Here is a 16439-nt window from a genome sequence, read left to right as displayed (position 1 = left end):
GCCTTGTCTGGCCTTCGCTCGCTGACTTTTCAGACAAAGCCTAGGTGGGTTGCATAGGCCGAAGACGCCTCCAACGGGTTGGAGGCGAGCATCATGGGGTCGCGGGAGAGCGGGGCGTGGGTTATTCCGGGTAGCGGCGCTCGGGCAGCGGGGGCGGGGCGCCCAGGTGGCGGCGGGTCCAGTTGATCGCCTGACCGCGGCTATGCACGTCGATCTTGCGGAAGATGTTGTAGAGGTGCGACTTGACGGTATGCTCGCTGACGAAGAGCCGGTCGGCGATCTCCAGGTTGCTGGCGCCCGCGCCCAGCAGGCCGATGATCTCCAGCTCGCGCTGGGTCAGGCCGCAGGTGGGGCGATAGACATTGAGCTGGCGCTGCCGGTAGTACTCCAGCAGGCGAGCCATCAGCGAGCGCGACAACCAAGGCTTCCCCTCTCGCAGCAGGCTCAGCCCCTTGCAGATCAGCTCGAGACTGTCGCTACGATAGAAGATGCCCTGGAGATGCATGCTGGAGAGCAACTCGACCGCCTGGGCCTCGTCGCAGAGGTTGAAGGCGGCCAGGAAGGCATCGGGCAGTTCGGCGGCGCGAAGCTGCCAGGCGTGCAGGGTCGCCTCCTCCAGGTGGTCGATATCCAGCAGGATCAGTTGCCGGCTCTCCCCCCGAGGCCGGCCCACCATCCGTGGCGTCAACAGCGACACCGCGCACTCCAGTTGCCGATGCAGGTAGTCGGCGAATAGCTGGGACTGTGGCGTCGACTCGGTCACCAGGTGAATCGGTGGATTCTCCAGCAACATATGAAAGCGTCTCCTTCCTTTGCCACCGCCTGGCCAGGACTACTCTTCACGAATGGCTCGGGCCAGCATATCGGTGATCGGTTTGGTGATATAACTGGCGAAGGTGCGCTCGCCGGTATGAATCATCACCTCCGCCGGCATTCCGGAGAGCAGTTGCATCTCTTCGGTCATCCTATCTCGCCCCTCTTCGGTCACCCTCAGCCGCACCCGGTAGAAGCGTACGCCCGTGGCCTCGTCCACCTGGCTGTCGGCATCGATGAAGATCACCCGCGCCGCGATGACCTGGGTGGTGCGCTGATTGAAGGCAGTGAAGCGGATCTCCGCCGGCTGGCCGGGGTAGAGCTGGTCGATGTCACGGTCCGGCACCCGGGCCTCGACGAGGAGGCTGTCGTCCACCGGCACGATATCCAGCAAGGGGTCGCCGGGGCGCACCACGTCCCCTACCGAATGCACCCGGCGCTCGACGACGATGCCCGCGACCGGGGCCATGACCGTGGTACGCGCCACCTGATCGGCCAGGGAGGCGATACGTTCCTCGGCCTCGGCCACCTGGACCTGGGCCTCGCGGAGTTGTTCGCCGAGCTCACGCTGGAATTCCTGAATCCGGATCTCGCGCTGTACCCGTGTCTCGCTGATCTGGGCCCCCAGGCGTCCGATCTCGGCGCGATAGCTGGCGACCTCCCGGGCGAGTTCCAGCCGATCTCGCTCCACCTCACGCAGCCGCTGGTTGCCGACCATGCCACGCCGGAAGAGGTCACGCAGGTCATTGGCCTCGCCGCTCAGCGAGGCCAGTTGCCGCTCGCCCAAGGGGACCATCTCCTCCAGCCCCGCGATCTGGCGCTGCATCTGCTCGGCCTGGGAGTCGAGTGCCGCCAGGGTGCCACGCAGGGATTCCCGACGAGCGGCGAAGAGCGCCTGCTGCACGGAGAGCATCTCGCGTACCCGGGACAGGTCGCTGCCGGTCAGGGCGTCGGGAAAGGTCAGCGTCTCGTCGCCGCGTTGCTCGGCCAGCAGGCGCAGCTCGGTGGCCCGCCCCACCAGGTACTGGGTGCGGGCGATCTGCAACTGGGAGCGAGCCCGGGCATCATCGATCACGATCAGGGGCTGGCCGGCCTCGACGCGATCCCCGTCGGCGACCAGGATCTCGCCGACGATCCCGCCTTCCAGGTGCTGCACCGACCGCCGGAAGGACTCCACGGCCACCTGCCCCGGCGCCACCACCGCCACCGCCAGGCTGGCACTGAAGGCCCAGCCGCCGAAGCCACCCAGCGCCAACAACAGCACCAGCAGCCCGATATAGAGGTAGCGACGGTAGGTGACCGGTACCCGCACCTCATACTCGCCCTCCAGCACGGCAGGCTCGGCCACCGCCGACGTGCGCTCCCCCGGCTCCCGTTCAACCAGTCGATTCATCCTGGTTCTCTCCTCCGCTCACCGGCCGCACCTGGGAGGGGCGCCCGCCGGCCACCGCCGTGACACGCCCCGACGCCAGCGGCGCCCTGACGGCCGGCTTGGCGGTGAGGCGCGCCATGACCTCGTCACAGGCGGCGAACAGCTGGATCTGGCCGTCACGCAACAGCATCAGCTTATCCATGCTCTTCAGCAGGTGCGTCCGGTGGCTGATCACGAAGAGGGTGACCCCCTCGCGCTTGAGGCTCGCCATGGCGGCGCGCAGGGCGTATTCACCGCGGTCGTCGAGGCTGGCGTTGGGCTCGTCGAGCACCACCAGCGCCGGGCTGCCATAGAGCGCCCGGGCCAGACCGATACGCTGACGCTGGCCGCCGGAGAGACCGGCGCCGCCGGGGCCGATCAGGGTGTCGTAGCCCTCCGCCAGGGCCAGGACCATCTCGTGGACCCCGGCCTTGCGGGCGGCGGCGACCACCGCCTGGGTATCGACCTCGCCGAAGCGAGCGATATTCTCGGCGATGCTGCCCTCGAACAGCTCGATATCCTGGGGCAGGTAGCCCACATGGGGACCCAGCTCCTCGCGATCCCACTGCGCCACATCGGCCCCGTCGAGGCGTGCCGTGCCGGCCAGCGGCGGCCAGATGCCCAGCAGCACCCGGGCCAGGCTCGACTTGCCGGCGGCGCTGGGGCCGATGATGCCGATATGCTCTCCGGCTTCCACCGCGAAGTTGAGCCCCCGCAGGGTCGGCACGCGGCTGCCGGGGGGCGCAGCAGAGACGCCCTCCACCTGGATCTCGCCCCGCGGGGCGGGCAGCGACATCCGCGCCGGCTCCGCGGGATTCTGCTTCAGGAGCGTGTCGAGGCGGCCGTAGGCCCCGCGGGCGGCCACGAACCCCTTCCAGGTGGAAATCAGTCGATCGATGGGGGCCAGGGCGCGGCTCATGATGATGGCACCGGCGATCATCATGCCCGGGGTCATCTCGCCGCGCAGCACCAGCCAGGCTCCCAGCCCCAGGATCAGCGATTGGGCCAGCAGGCGCAGCACCCGAGAGACATTGCCCAGGGCCTCGCCACGGTCGTTGGCCCGGGACAGCCCGGCCAGGTAGTGGTGATGGCGCCGGGACCAGCGATTCATGATGCCCGGCAACATGCCCATGCCATGCAGCACCTCGGCGTTACGCAGGTTCGATGCCGCCAGCTCCCGGGCCTTGATATGCTCCCCCTGGGCCTCCGCCAGCAAGGGCTGGGTGAGCCTCTCGCTGACCAGCGCCAGGGCCAGCAGCAGCAGGCCGGCCGCGGTGGCGAAGAGGCCCAGCCAGGGATGAAAGAGGAAGAGCACTACCAGATAGATGGGCACCCAAGGCGCATCGAAGAAGGCCAGCAGGCCACTGCCGGAGAGAAACTGACGCAGGCTGGACAGGTCTTCCAGGGGCTGGGCCGAGGTGGCGCCGCTGCCCATCAGGCTACGGCGGAACATGGCTCGGTAGAGGCGGCCATTGAGCAGGGTGTCGAGGCGGTTGCCGATGCGTACCAGCATCCGCGAGCGAACCAACTCCAGCCCCGCCATGATCGCGAACAGGAAGACCACCACCAGGGTCAGCATCAGCAGCGTCTCGGTGCTGCGGGTGGAGAGGACCCGGTCGTAGACTTGCAACATGTAGATGGCCGGCACCAGCATAAGCAGGTTGATAAACAGGCTGAACAAGCCCACCGACGCGAAGCCCCCCCGGCAGACGCCTAACGCCTGCTTGAGGTCCGTGACTTCCTCCTGACTGGCCATGCGGGGTCACCGGTGCGAGCGTGACGCTCGAGTACATGGGGAAAAGTGATGCGACAAACACGACAACCTTACTTACGTTAGTTCCCCCGCCGCCATTTCACCAGCCAGCCACACAACTGAAAAACTCCTTAATATTCAATTTACTAAAAAAGAAATATCGACTCTTCGAATACCCGGCGACTACAGCTCGATGCGGTCCCCATAGTCGGGGATCTCGGCCTCGATGCCGGCCGCGGCCAGGGCCGATCGCAGCGCCTGCTGGGCCCCGGGCTCGCCATGCACCAGGTAGAAACGCGGCCGCTGGCGAAAGGCCCCGGCCCAGGCCAGTAGTTCGCTCTGGCCGGCATGGGCGGAGAAGCCGCCGATGGTGTGGATACGCGCCTTGACCGGGACCTCCTCGCCGAACAGCTTGACCCGCTCGACGCCATCCACCAACTGGCGCCCCCGGGTGCCGGCGGCCTGGAAGCCGACGATCACCACCCGCGTGCTGGGTTTGGCCAGGTTATAGCGCAGGTGATGGATGATCCGTCCGCCGTTGCACATGCCGGCCCCGGCGATAATGATGGCGCCGCCATGGATGCGATTGATGGCCATGGACTCCTCGACGCTGCGGGTCAGGCGCAACACCGGCAGGTACTGGCTGGGGTCCCCCTGGGCGGCCACGTTGAGCACCCTGAGGTCCTCGTCATTCAGCGACTTGCGCTTCTTCTGATAGAGCTCGGTGACGCGAATGGCCATGGGGCTATCGAGGAACACCAGTTGCTGCCTGAGGCGCCCCTCGTGGTAGAGCACGCTAAGGTGATAGAGCACCTCCTGGGTACGCCCCACCGCGAAGGCGGGAATCAGCACATTGCCGCCGGCGGCGTGGGCCTCCTCCAGCACCCGGGCGAACTCCTCCAGGGTCTCATCCAGGGGGCGGTGATCGCGATCGCCGTAGGTGCTCTCCATCAGCACCAGGTCCGCATCGAAGACCTTCTCCGGGTCCTCCATCAGCACCGACTCGGGGTTGCCCAGGTCGCCGGAGAAGACCAGGCGCCGGTCGCGTCCCCCGGAGGGCACCTTGAGCTCGACGATCGCCGAGCCGAGGATATGCCCGGCATCGCGATAGACCAGGGTCACGCCTCCCGGCAGGCTGACCGGCTGGCCGTAGTGATGGGGCTCGCACTGGGCCAGGGTCTGTTCCACGTCGTCGGTATCGTAGAGGGGCTCCAGCAGCGGCTTGTCGGCCTTGTGCCGCCAGCGGTTCTCCCACTCCACGTCCTTGGCCATCACGAAGGCCGCATCCGCCAGCATGATCTCCAGCAGGTCGCGGGTATCCCGGGTGCAGTGGATGGGTCCCCGGTAGCCCTCGCGCACCAGCTTGGGCAGCAGCCCCGCGTGATCCAGGTGACCGTGGGAGATCACCACTGCCGAGAGCTCACGGGCCAGCCTGCCGAAGGGCCGGGCATTGCGCTCGTCGGCATCGCCTCCGCCCTGGTGCATGCCGCACTCCAGCAGCAGTTTCCGCGTGCCCTCGCTGCCATCCACCTCGAGCAGATAACGCGAGCCGGTCACCTCCCCCACCGCACCGAGAAACGTCAGTGTCGCCATGGTCTCGAGCCCCCTTCGCCGCCGGTTTCCCCTCAGCATACTGGAGATGGTGGCAGCTCACATCGCTTTCATGGCTTCCCCCGATAGCCTATTCTCGCCCCCTCGGCGGCATTCCCCCGGGGAACCGCATGCGTCATCCGTCCCTGAGCAGCTGCGGGAAACTCACAATAGCCACCCATCGTGTATCGAATACAGGAGAATGCATTTGAATCACGCCGATACAGCAGCGAAAAGCACTTCGAGGGCCCCGATTCAGCCCACGGCAGTGCTATGTTTCTCACCATCCGCTGGCGGCATGGAGATGGATGCGCTGCGCATGGCCAGCAACCTGAACCAACACCTCGGGCGAGCGCTGCTGGTCGTACGTGAGGGCACCTGGCTACACCGTGAAGCCGAGGCGAACGGTATCGCGGTCGCGCCAATTCACTTTCGCGGCAGTTTCAGCCTCCAGGCCATCCGTGCCATGCGCCGGCTTTGGCGGGCTCATCAGATCACCAACCTGGTCTTTCTCGGCTCGTCGGAGATCAAGTCGATCCATTTTTCCCTCACGCCCGGTATTCAGCGCTTTATTGTTCGCCATGGCACCACCAAGCGCTCCCCCAAGAAGGATTGGATACGTCGACTGACCTGGTCCCGTGTCACCAGCCACTGGTGTATCAGCGATCACCTGCGCCAGAACGTCACCGAACTATTTCCCATCGGCAAGGCTGCCTGTTTCGTCAATCACGTCAGTTTGCCCGCGCCCGACAGCCTGCCCGAGGTATCGAGTAAAGGCGGCCCGATTGACCTTCTCTGCCTGGCACATACGGGGCGCCTGGCCGAAGGCAAAGGGCAGGATGATGCCATTCGCGTCATCGCTCGGCTTCGTGACGCCGGCATACCCGCGCACTTGACCCTTTACGGCGAAGGGCCCCAACGCGAAGCCCTGGAATCGCTGGCCCAAGAGCTCGGCGTGGAGGACGCGGTTACCCTGGCCGGTTTCGTTGCCGCGCCTTACCGCGAATATTCACGGCACCATGCCTTCCTGTTCCCCAGTCATGGCGAAGGGTTCGGCAATGCCTTCGTGGAGGCTCTGGCGACTGGCCTACCGGCGTTTTGCTATGCAAATACCGTATTTCCCGAGCTGCGGGAGCTTGGCCTGGCCTTCGAGATGGTACCTGATGGTGATGTCGTGGCATTGAGCGACGCGATCGAGCAAGCCTGGCAACGCGGCATGCCCCCCAGCCCGGAGAATATCGCGCAGTGTCACGAGCACTTTTCTGTCGAGCACGAGATGCAGCGGCTTCGTCCCTACCTGGTCTGATCCACCGCTTGGGTAACACCAGCGTGTTGGCAGTGGCTCGCCCACAGCACCACCAGCAGGAAGCCGTACATCATGATGCCGCTGTTATGGCTGAGAAACGCCTGTGACAGGCCGAAGTCGATATAGGCCACCGGCAGCAGGACACCAGCAATCGCCACCGAGCGCTGTGTCAGGTCGGCGGCCTCGAGGCGGCGGGAGAAGAGCCTCATGGGCACCAGGTAAAGCGCCAGCAAGGCCAGCAGGCCGATGATCCCCTGCTTGGCGAAGGTATCGATAAATTCGTTGTGCGCATGGCTATAGATGGTGACGCCCGGGTGGATCACGTCCGCCTCGGCCAGCGCCTGCATGCCCGCCTGGTAGCCGTCGTCTCCCCAGCCCAGCAGGGGCTTGTCCAGGATCAACCGCGACGCCCCCTTCCACATCTCGAAGCGCGCCCCCACCGAGCTAGTCTGGCTCTCGCCGGAGACATAGCGCGAGACATCGTCGATGGCCTGATGCACCCGCTGCTGTACCCCGGTCTGCGGCAACAGATAGACGGCACTAACCGCCACCAGGATGCCTACCGCCAGGGCGGCCTTCCTGCGAGTCGCCAGGCGGTCTCCGTAGCCCCGGTAGAGCACCAGCAGGATCACCGGGAAGCCCACCCAGCCACCGCGACTACCGGAGAACAGCGAGCCGAGAATGCCGGCTACGGCGCCCAGCAGCATCAAGGCGAGCCACAGACGACGATGTCGCCGGCCATACGCGAAGCCGAGCCCCGCCAGGCACAGCACCCCCAGCAGCATACTCAGGTTGCCGAACTGAATCACATAGGTGTGTCCCTCGGCGCGAGCCACCCCTACGACCAGCTTCTGCCAGGTCGCCCAGCTACCGGCTCCCAGGGCTCCCAGCGCCACCCCCGACCAGACCCAGGCCAGACGCGGGGGATAACGCAGCAGCGCCAGCAGTGCCACCGCCGCCAGCAGCGGGCGCAGCGGCTTGTCCACGCCACGCCAGCCCTGGCCATCCAGAACGGCTGTCACTATGCCCACCACCGAAAAGGCCACCAGCACCAGGATCACCAGCCAGGATGGCTGCCCGGGAGGCGTGATACGACCGGTCGCGAGCGTCCAGACACCCATCAGCACCAGCACCAGTGCCCCGAGCGAGTAACCGCTGGGCAGGATCAGGGCCACGGCGGCCAGCAGGAAGGCCGCCAGGCTGGTGATATGACCAGGCCCCAAGGGAGAGGAAGGAAAGGTCAGCAAGTTGCCCCCGATAAGCGAAAAAACCTAGGCGAAATAGTACAGGGTGAGGAGGCGGTTATGTATTCAAGTTGTCTTTCGTCGCGCCGATAACCGCTTTAGTGAACACTTATGATCGAGGATTTCAGGTGCGACTCCCACGACTGCAGCGACTCCGCTACGCCCTCCCCCTCCTGCTGGCCCTGGCGCTGAGCGGCTGCTTCTACCGCTATCAGGCCCAGGCGCCGGTGGCCAGCAGCTACCCCTACAGCGAACAGCAGCGTATGCAGGCCGCCCATCACTGGGAGATCCTCGCCGAACACCAGGCCGAACAGATCCTCGATAACGAACGCCTGCGTGGTCAGCCGCTGCATCTCGTCGCCGACGAGCACGACGGCGAGTTCTCCCGCGGCTTTCATGCCCTGCTGACCAGCGCCCTGGTACGCCGCGGTGCCTGGGTCACCACCCGCCCCGAGGCGGCCATTCGCGTCGATTTCGATGTTGAGGCCGTCACCCACAATGACCGCGGCTACCTGCGCCCACCCCATGGGGCCCTGACCGCCGTGGCGGCCGGCATCGCCGTGGCGGCCTTGCCCATCAATCAATGGCGCGAGCCGGCCCTGGCGCTTATCCCGGCCGCCGCCGGCGCCGACGTCATCAGTGGCAGCTGGGTGGCACGCAGTGATCAGGAAGTGATCATCACCACTCGCGCCATCGACCATGATCGCATCCTCTACTCCTCATCGCAGCTCTACTACATCAACGAAGGGGATAGCCGCCACTACGCGGCCCCCGACCACCGCGATGAACCGGTTCTGCCCAGCGTTTCGATCTCCAATGAGTGGTAAGCCCATGACCTTTCGAGCCTTTCGCCACTGCATCCTGCTGCTGATCGCTCTCGGACTGAGTGCCTGCGCCCAGTTAGGCAATTCCGGCGGCAGTGCGCCCCCCCCGCCGACCCTGCCCGAGCGCGTCGAAGCGGCTACCCAGCGGCTGCTGGAGGCCAACCCCGAGGCCACCCGCTACAGCCCGATGATCGCCGCTACTTTCGTCAGCATCGACAACTTGGCGCAATCCTCGACCCTGGGTCGCATCGCCTCGGAGCTGTTCGCCTCGTCGCTGGCCCAGGCCGGCATGCAGGTCCGCGAGGTCAAGATGCGCGACAGCCTGTTTATCGAGGAGAACGTCGGCGAGCTGATCCTCTCGCGCCAGGTGCAACGCCTGAGCCAGGAACACAACGCGCGTTCCATCCTGATGGGCACCTATGCCCAGGGCGAGAACACCGTCTATATCAGCGCACGCATCGTACGCGCCAGCGACGCCATGGTGCTGGGCAGCACCAGCTTGACCCTGCCCATCGATAACGACCTGCGCGCCATGCTGGGGGGCGGCTGGTAACACCGCGAGGAACTGCGAAAAAGGCCGGCACCGAGATTCGGTGCCGGCCTAATGGGATCAAATGCAGAGCGCTCAGGCTCAGGCGATAAAGTCCCACTGCTGCGCCGAGAGATCATGTGTCCGCATCTCTTCGGAGCCCACAAAACTCGCTACGACCTCCTCAACCGCCACACCGGATGCGAGCCTGTCTGCCCAGTATGCATGCCCTTCGGCGTCGCCCTCCCGACCCAACAGCGACTGGTAGAGGGTATCCAGCACGGCATCGATACCTTCCTCCTGCACGCTGAGGCGTTGCCCGCTCTCCGTGGACGCCATGAACGAGATGGCCATATCGGCCTCGCTCATGCCCTCAGCGTGTCGCTGAGCCCAATACTGCACCCCACCGACATCCGCCTGACGCCCCAGTACCTGGGCATAAAGGCCGGTGATCCATGCCAGGTCATCGTCATAGGTAAGGCGCTCCTCGCCATCAGCGAAGCTCAGTGTCTCGATATTGACCAGGGTGTCCACATCGCTGGGGTCCTCTTTCAGGGTCACGGTGATCACCCCATGCTCCTGAGTCACGAGATAATCGTCGCGGTTGCCCTCATAGCTCGCCAGGTCGTCGTCACGGCCACCATGCAGCAGGTCGGCGCCGGCACCGCCAAACAACTCGTCGTTGCCGTTACCCCCGAAGAGGCGATCATCCCCGCCCTTGGAGCCGACGGTGTCATCACCGCCACCGCCGTAGAGAATGTCATCATCCTCACCCAGTACGATCACCTGAGCGCTGTCGTCACCCACCACGGTGTTCGCCCCGCTACCACCTATCACGCGAGCCTCGCCAACGATGGCGGCAAACTCGACGTCCTCGAGGCGTAACACGGTACCGCGCGGCAGCTGGCTGACATCGATCACCAGCGCTTCCTGACGATCGCTTGCCGTCGCCCCCGAAATCACCAGCGGACCGACGGATGAGGTTCCCTCCGCGATGCTGGGCGTCACCGTGCGTACCAGGATGGAAGCATCAGTTGGTAGGGCATCCAGGAAACTACGACCAATGCCGGTCATCTCCTCGCGCTGCCCCACATCATCCTCGGTCTTGGCCTCGATACGTCCGATCAGATCGGCCAGGGCGTCATCACGAGACTGGCGACCAGAGGTACCCTCGCTCCGCAGCCCCACCCCGACGGGCAAACCTATCTGCAATGCCGGTACTCCTCCCGCATCTTCCGCCAGGACGATATCCGCCAGGTTGCCATTGGGCGTATCCGGGTCATCCTCGCGTTCCGGAGATATCGGCTCGACTGTCACTATCGACTGACCGCCCTGATTCTCGCGTGACACGCTGGCGCCATCCTCCTGAGGAGGCTCGGGCGTCGGCGTACTCCCCCCACCGCTGGATGGAGTGAAGGTAATATCGGCATCGGCTCCGGCGTCGGTTACCTGGAAGCGCCCCCTCAGGCTGCCCAGGTTCACCTCGATCAGGTCGGATGGGTCGACGCTAGTCACATCGCCATCGGCATTGGTATCGATGGTCAGCACACCACCGGTAAAAGCGAGTTGGTCAGCGGTGATCCCGGCGGCTCCGGCCACCCGTAGCGTGTCCTCGCTCGAGAAATCACTGATGGTGAGGCCATCGGCGGCCATAAAGCGATCCGCTCCCGCGCCCCCCGTTAGGGTATCCGCGCCACCACCACCCGCAAACACATCGTCGCCGTCTCCGCCGATCAGGGTCTCGGCATTGACCGTACCGGTGAAGACAGTGCCGTCAGCATTCGTGGTAGCGAAGCGCGAAATATGCTGCAGCGTCAGGCCGGTCAGATCGAACTCGGTGGCACCGCTGCGCAGGGTGTTCTCGAAACCGGCCTGGGCACGGTAAATGGCAAATTGATCGGCATCCGCCACGCTCAGGGTGGCATCCCCGGCATGGGTGGTCTCCAGCGCCTCGAACCCGCTGATCTGACTGACCTCGCTCAGGTCCAGGCTAGCGGCTGCACTTTGCAGGATCTCGGTGCCGGCGCCAGCTGCCTGAAGCGTAGAAAACTGTGCCGCTTCCACGCTATCGAGGCGCAGAGTGGCATTGGAATCGAGCAGTGACAGGGTGTCGAGATGGGTAAAGGTCAGCCCGGTCAGATCTACCACCGCCCCGCTCACTTCGAGGATATCCGCGCCGTCGGCATCGGCATGAGCAATGGTCTCGAGGTCCCCCGAGAGCTGCGCCGCCGTTAACCGAGTGGTAGCGGCACCAGACTGAGTGTTTTCCAGCGTATCCCAGCCGGCCAAGGTAGCGAAGGAGAAATCGAGCTGCGCGTCCTGGCTGCGCAGAACATCGGAACCCGCAGTGTCGAGGGTATGGTAAGTTCCACCAAACAGCAGTTGCACCGGCTCGATTAACAGCGTGGTGTTACCGGCATCCCGCATGGATATCTGATCAAACCCATTGAGGACCAGTGCCATCTGCGAGGTGTCGGCCTCGGCCCCGACCACATGCAGCTCGATGCCGCCCGCCGCATTCAGCGAGCCACTGGCGGCATTGAGCACACTCAGTTGGTCGCCACTCAGCGTCAGTGGTTGCCCTCCGGTCTCCACATCGAGCCGTTTGATGCCCGAGAGCGTTTGTCCGGTCAGGTCAATGGCATGGCCCAGCGACAGACCCAGCGAAGTCTCGCCATTGCCCTGGAAGCTGGAAAGGCCCGTCCAGCCACTGGCAGCACCGAAGGCCACCTGGAAACTCCCACTGCCGGCCACCTCAACGCTGGCAATATTGGCCACCAACGCTGCCGCAGAAAAGTCTGCCTGACTGCTATCGGACAGTATCACTCGGTTGCTGCCGCCACCGCCGTCTAGCGTCGCCCCCACCAGGTGTTCATGGTCGGTGACGATAATGGTGTTATCACCATCATCCACGCTGGCTCCGCCGAGGATGCCGGTACCATCGCTGGTATCGAAGCCGGCAGCATTGGTGTAAAGCGCCCCGGGCACCTCACTGGTGAACTCCAGGGTACCGTCGCCGACACCGGCCAGGGCATTACCCGCGCCATCCACCAGGGCACCGGCGTCGATCTCGATGCGGTAGCGAGTCTCGGCCTCGAGAGACGACGGCGGCGTCAGGGTCAGTCGATCGCTGCCTTCGCCGCTGACCGAGCCCCCCACATCGGCGGGAGTCCAACTGGCCACCGTAGTCCCACTCGCGTCGGCCACCAGACGAATGCTTCCGCCAATGAAATGCACGGCCTCGGAGAACGCCAGTTCCAGGTCGCTATCAACGGCCACCGGTAGCGCCCCATTGGCCGGCGACGAAGCCACAGGATCCAGGGATGGCGCCGTCGCATCGATGGTCGCGACCAAGGCAACCGACGCCTGACTGGCGTTGCCCGCCAGGTCGCTGGCCACCACGTTTAGCGAGTGCTCACCTTCGCTGAGATCGGCCGAAGGAGTGAACGTCCAGGCCCCGGTAGCATCGGCCAATACCGTCCCCAGTTCACCGTCGCGATCACTGGTCACGGTAATCAAGGCATCGGGCTCGGCGTTGCCCTGCAACACCGGCCGCAGCTGCTGTGTCAGATTATCGCTTTCCGAGACACCGCTATCGACACCATTGGCCAGCGACGGCGCATCCGGCCGTGCCGGGGCCTGGCTGTCCACGGTCAATGCCAAGGCCGCGGAGGCACCACTGACATTGCTTGCGGTATCGGTGGCTGTCACCGTTATCTGATGGGCACCATCGGCAAGCGCCGAGGGCAACGTCAGGCTCCAGCTTCCGGTGCCATCCGCCAGCGCGGTACCGATCACGCCATCGCGATCACTGCTCAGGGTGAGCGTGGCACCAGGTTCGACGCCACTGCCCTCGAGGGTCGGCGTCGGACTGGAAATGACGCCATCGCTATCGGAGCGTCCGCTATCCTCGCCTGCGGCCAAGGATGGCACACCCGGTATCGCCGGCGCGGTGGTGTCCAGGCTGACCTGAAAACTGCCAAGCGACGCCTCGGCCACACCCAGCCCGAGCTCGTCCACTACGGCCGAGTCAACCAGGGTCACGGCGTAGGTACCATTATCGGCATCATCCCAACTGCCACCAGGAGCCGCCAGCGTGTACGTCACCTGAGTGGTGGCCGTGCCCCCCCCGCTGTCGATAGTCATGTCGGTAATCACCAGCGACTGACCACCCTTGGTGACCTGGATATCATCGACCCCCAATGAAGCTGCATCCACGGTACTGTCGACATCTTCATAGGTCACGGTAAGGGTATGGTCGGTCGAGCCGGCCTGCGCCTGGACCACGTCTCCCCCCGCCAAACTGGCCGTAGGAGCGTCATTGATCGAAGTCACCTGAGCCTTGATGCCGACCAGCGCGGTGCCGCTCGTACTGCCGTCATTCGGTGTCAGTGAGAAGCTGGTTTCTTGTACCTCTCCGGGCGCTATCTGGTTCTCCGTCGGAATAAACTCCAAGGCACGCAGGCGACTGGTAAGTTCGGCTGGATTGGCACCACTGAGTGTGTATTGACCCGCTTCTCCGCTCAATCCTTCACCGGAAAGCTCGCCGTTTGCCGCCTCATAAGTAATGATGATCGAACCGCCGTCACCATCCGCGTCTTCGAAGGAGAGGGTAGCGAAAGGCGCCCCCGTCGCGTCATCATCCAACTGCAGGGTATCCGTGGTCCCGGTCAGTGAAGGCGCTTGATTCGGCGTGCCTCCCTCGGGTATTACATCGGCCTGGCGCAGCAGCCAAATATCGTAATCATCACCCGCGGTATCGTCATCGTTGATTGCCCAGGACAGGTTGCCATCCACGTCCAGGAATGCCTGAGCATCGCCATATTCCGCCTGTGTGGAAGGCAAACTGGAGGAAAGGTCCTCGATCAGGTTGCCATCAAAGTCGTAGCTGACCAGATAACGCTCGATAGTAGTCGGGTCGGTGTTATAGTCTACATAGCTGTAACTCACTACCAGCCTATCTTCGAGCACAATCGGTTCGGAGAACCCCCCCCAGGAGTTCATTCCACCGATCACGGCATCACTGGACAATACCGCCGTACCGTTATCGTCATATATCTGGAAGCGAACATCCCGCGTACTGCTGTCTCCGGTCGCCCCCTTGAACAACACAAGGTAATTTCCATTGGGCAACGTCTCGACATATTGGGTGGCGTTTCCCTTGGCGATGCTGTCACCAATTTCGAAGCGATTCTGGCCGCCTACTTGGGTAGGAGTACTGGACGCATTGTCGAACAACATCCCCAGGTAACTGTTGTAGTCATAAGCGTCCCAGGTAATGATGAAACCACCGTCACTGGCCGCAATCTGGTGGGAGTACTGCGAACCGCTGACCCCAGCCAGGGAGGTCACCGATAGCTGGTCAGCATCGACCGGCGTGCCATCTGGCTCGAAACGACGCATCGCATAGTTCGAGCCACTGGTGGCCCACACGAATGCCAGGTTGCCATCCGACAGCTCGGCCACTTCCGTGAAGCGATTCAAGGATCCGGCCTCGGAGTTGATCTTCGTCGCCCCCACGATCTCCTGGCCACTATCGTCGATCACCTTGAAATAGGTGTCGGTAAAGCCTTTGCCACTCGAGCTACTGTACCAGGTGACCAGAATATTTCCGTCCGACAACCCCGTGTAGACGATGGTATCGGAATCATCGTTGGTCTTCGGGCTGATACTGGGAGAAGGCACCTCGGTGGTGGTGCCATCGGGAGAGACCGCAACCACCTTGACCCCGGCAGCGCTTCCATACGTCACGTAGAGCAGATCCCCGACACGATCGACGCCGTAGAGATAACCGTCGACGGCGCCATCGACCTCAACGTTATACCGAGTATCACCAATTTGCATGAGCACCTCTTATTGTCATTCGGCCTGTGAACGCGGCACAGCGACTCAGTTTCCATCACCGATGGTGTCTAGTACCCACCCACCGGCTGTCTAAAGCCTGTTGCGGCTCCTGCCATCCGCCAGAGTCGATGGTGCCTAGCCAAGCACTTCCTGATCCACCACTGGCCAGAGCGACCACGGCAGCCCCCTAGATGGCAGGCATCTCGCCTTTGGCTCGCCATCATCAGGGACAGAAATGGCAAGTAAATGACCAGACCAAGCGTAGGCAAAAGCTTACCACCTTGAAAGCATGTATCTCACTAAATTAAAAAACATCGAAATATCAGCAAGATACGATCATCGCGACGATTCAATTTTTTGTTTGTTTTTCAACCACCTAGCAGACACCTGCATTCGGCGGTCCACGCCGAACTACCTATAGTAGTCGCACAGGCTGCGCTCACGCTCGACACCTACAAGAAAGAGCGCCCTAGCCTCATCAGCAGGGACCCGACTCGAGGCTGACGAGTCACGCCGTGAAGGTCAGGCCCATTGCTACGCAACTTTGCCCTACGGCGATGAATCAAGGAGAAAGATCATGTCCAGTGCCATGGATCGCGTTCAGGATGTCTATATCGCTTACTACGGACGCCCCGGAGACCCCGCCGGCCTGAACTTCTGGGCCAATCAGCTCGTGCAGCAAGGTGGCAACATTGCTTCGATCATCAATCCCTTCGGCATGAGCGAAGAGTTCAATGTTCGCTTTGGTGGACTTAGCAACGAGGTGTTGGTTAACAACATCTTCCAGCAAGTCTTCAATCGCGATGCCGACGAACTGGGCCTGAACTTCTATACCAACCTGCTAGAGAATGGGGAGCTCACCCTCTCCGAAATCGCCATCACCGTGCTGGGCGGTGCTCAGGGTATCGACGAGCAGACGCTGCTTCATAAGAAGTTCATCAGCAATGTTTTCTCTACGCTGGTAGACCAGGGTGCCATCGACTACGACAGCATCGTCGATGCTAACAACGCCCGTGAGTTTCTCGCTCAGGTCGACGCCACCATCGAAAGCGTCAAGGAAGCCTTAATTGCCCTGGGGCTGAACCCGGACGACTACCTCGATGATCAGGGAGAGGTACCCGATGA

10 protein-coding genes are annotated in these 16439 nt (G+C 63.4%); 4 read left to right on the top strand and 6 right to left on the bottom strand.

Translation table 11 applies throughout. The features are described from left to right. Positions 1-121: 121 nt before the first annotated feature. The 4 genes from HPA02_RS16465 to HPA02_RS16450 all read right to left on the bottom strand — a co-directional run bounded on the left by HPA02_RS16465 (position 122) and on the right by HPA02_RS16450 (position 5570). Complete coding sequence (locus HPA02_RS16465) at positions 122-793, bottom strand: LuxR C-terminal-related transcriptional regulator (protein ID WP_146804289.1); 672 nt, start codon at positions 791-793, stop codon at positions 122-124. Positions 794-832: 39 nt separating this feature from the next. Continuing rightward, entirely contained in the window at positions 833-2206 is a 1374-nt protein-coding gene (locus HPA02_RS16460) for an HlyD family type I secretion periplasmic adaptor subunit (protein WP_146804288.1), read from the bottom strand. Further along, the gene (locus tag HPA02_RS16455; protein WP_146804287.1) at positions 2190-3980 is read right to left on the bottom strand and encodes a type I secretion system permease/ATPase; all 1791 of its coding nucleotides are present in this window, start codon (positions 3978-3980) and stop codon (positions 2190-2192) included. Before HPA02_RS16455 ends, HPA02_RS16460 begins: the two co-directional genes overlap by 17 nt. A gap of 180 nt (positions 3981-4160) precedes the next feature. Then, positions 4161-5570, bottom strand: a complete 1410-nt coding sequence (locus HPA02_RS16450) for an MBL fold metallo-hydrolase RNA specificity domain-containing protein (RefSeq protein ID WP_146804286.1) — start codon at positions 5568-5570, stop codon at positions 4161-4163. 205 nt (positions 5571-5775) lie between these two features. Here HPA02_RS16450 and HPA02_RS16445 point away from each other — a divergent pair, with 205 nt between their 5' ends. Next, positions 5776-6873: a glycosyltransferase gene (locus HPA02_RS16445; protein WP_186810015.1), complete on the top strand. Its 1098-nt coding sequence runs from the start codon at positions 5776-5778 to the stop codon at positions 6871-6873. On the opposite strand, the gene HPA02_RS16440 is transcribed toward HPA02_RS16445, so the two are convergent. After that, on the bottom strand, positions 6861-8120 hold the full coding sequence (locus HPA02_RS16440) for an O-antigen ligase family protein (protein ID WP_244945954.1): 1260 nt from the start codon (positions 8118-8120) through the stop codon (positions 6861-6863). The two genes, HPA02_RS16445 and HPA02_RS16440, sit on opposite strands and share 13 nt — an antisense overlap. A 125-nt stretch (positions 8121-8245) precedes the next feature. Here HPA02_RS16440 and HPA02_RS16435 point away from each other — a divergent pair, with 125 nt between their 5' ends. Continuing rightward, the gene (locus HPA02_RS16435) at positions 8246-8944 is read left to right on the top strand and encodes a hypothetical protein (protein WP_244945953.1); all 699 of its coding nucleotides are present in this window, start codon (positions 8246-8248) and stop codon (positions 8942-8944) included. Between the two features lie 4 nt (positions 8945-8948). Then, positions 8949-9494 (top strand): FlgO family outer membrane protein, encoded by a 546-nt coding sequence (locus tag HPA02_RS16430; RefSeq protein WP_232341138.1) that lies wholly within the window; start codon positions 8949-8951, stop codon positions 9492-9494. A 78-nt stretch (positions 9495-9572) separates the two neighbouring features. On the opposite strand, the gene HPA02_RS16425 is transcribed toward HPA02_RS16430, so the two are convergent. Further along, on the bottom strand, positions 9573-15314 hold the full coding sequence (locus tag HPA02_RS16425; protein WP_146804284.1) for an Ig-like domain-containing protein: 5742 nt from the start codon (positions 15312-15314) through the stop codon (positions 9573-9575). A gap of 577 nt (positions 15315-15891) precedes the next feature. Here HPA02_RS16425 and HPA02_RS16420 point away from each other — a divergent pair. Next, positions 15892-16439: DUF4214 domain-containing protein (locus HPA02_RS16420; protein WP_146804283.1), on the top strand; the 548-nt coding region annotated here is incomplete at its 3' end.

This window comes from Bisbaumannia pacifica (genome assembly GCF_007989625.1).
Lineage (GTDB): Bacteria > Pseudomonadota > Gammaproteobacteria > Pseudomonadales > Halomonadaceae > Bisbaumannia > Bisbaumannia pacifica.
The sequence above is the reverse complement of the archived record's forward strand: the minus strand, read 5'-3'. Positions and strand labels throughout refer to the sequence as shown.

Bases quoted from the DNA above. Each gene is read 5' to 3' on its own strand.
- HPA02_RS16460 (WP_146804288.1), bottom strand. From the start codon at position 2,206: ATGAATCGACTGGTTGAACGGGAGCCGGGGGAGCGCACGTCGGCGGTG.
- HPA02_RS16425 (WP_146804284.1), bottom strand. From the start codon at position 15,314: ATGCAAATTGGTGATACTCGGTATAACGTTGAGGTCGATGGCGCCGTC.
- HPA02_RS16465 (WP_146804289.1), bottom strand. From the start codon at position 793: ATGTTGCTGGAGAATCCACCGATTCACCTGGTGACCGAGTCGACGCCA.
- HPA02_RS16455 (WP_146804287.1), bottom strand. From the start codon at position 3,980: ATGGCCAGTCAGGAGGAAGTCACGGACCTCAAGCAGGCGTTAGGCGTC.
- HPA02_RS16450 (WP_146804286.1), bottom strand. From the start codon at position 5,570: ATGGCGACACTGACGTTTCTCGGTGCGGTGGGGGAGGTGACCGGCTCG.
- HPA02_RS16430 (WP_232341138.1), top strand. From the start codon at position 8,949: ATGACCTTTCGAGCCTTTCGCCACTGCATCCTGCTGCTGATCGCTCTC.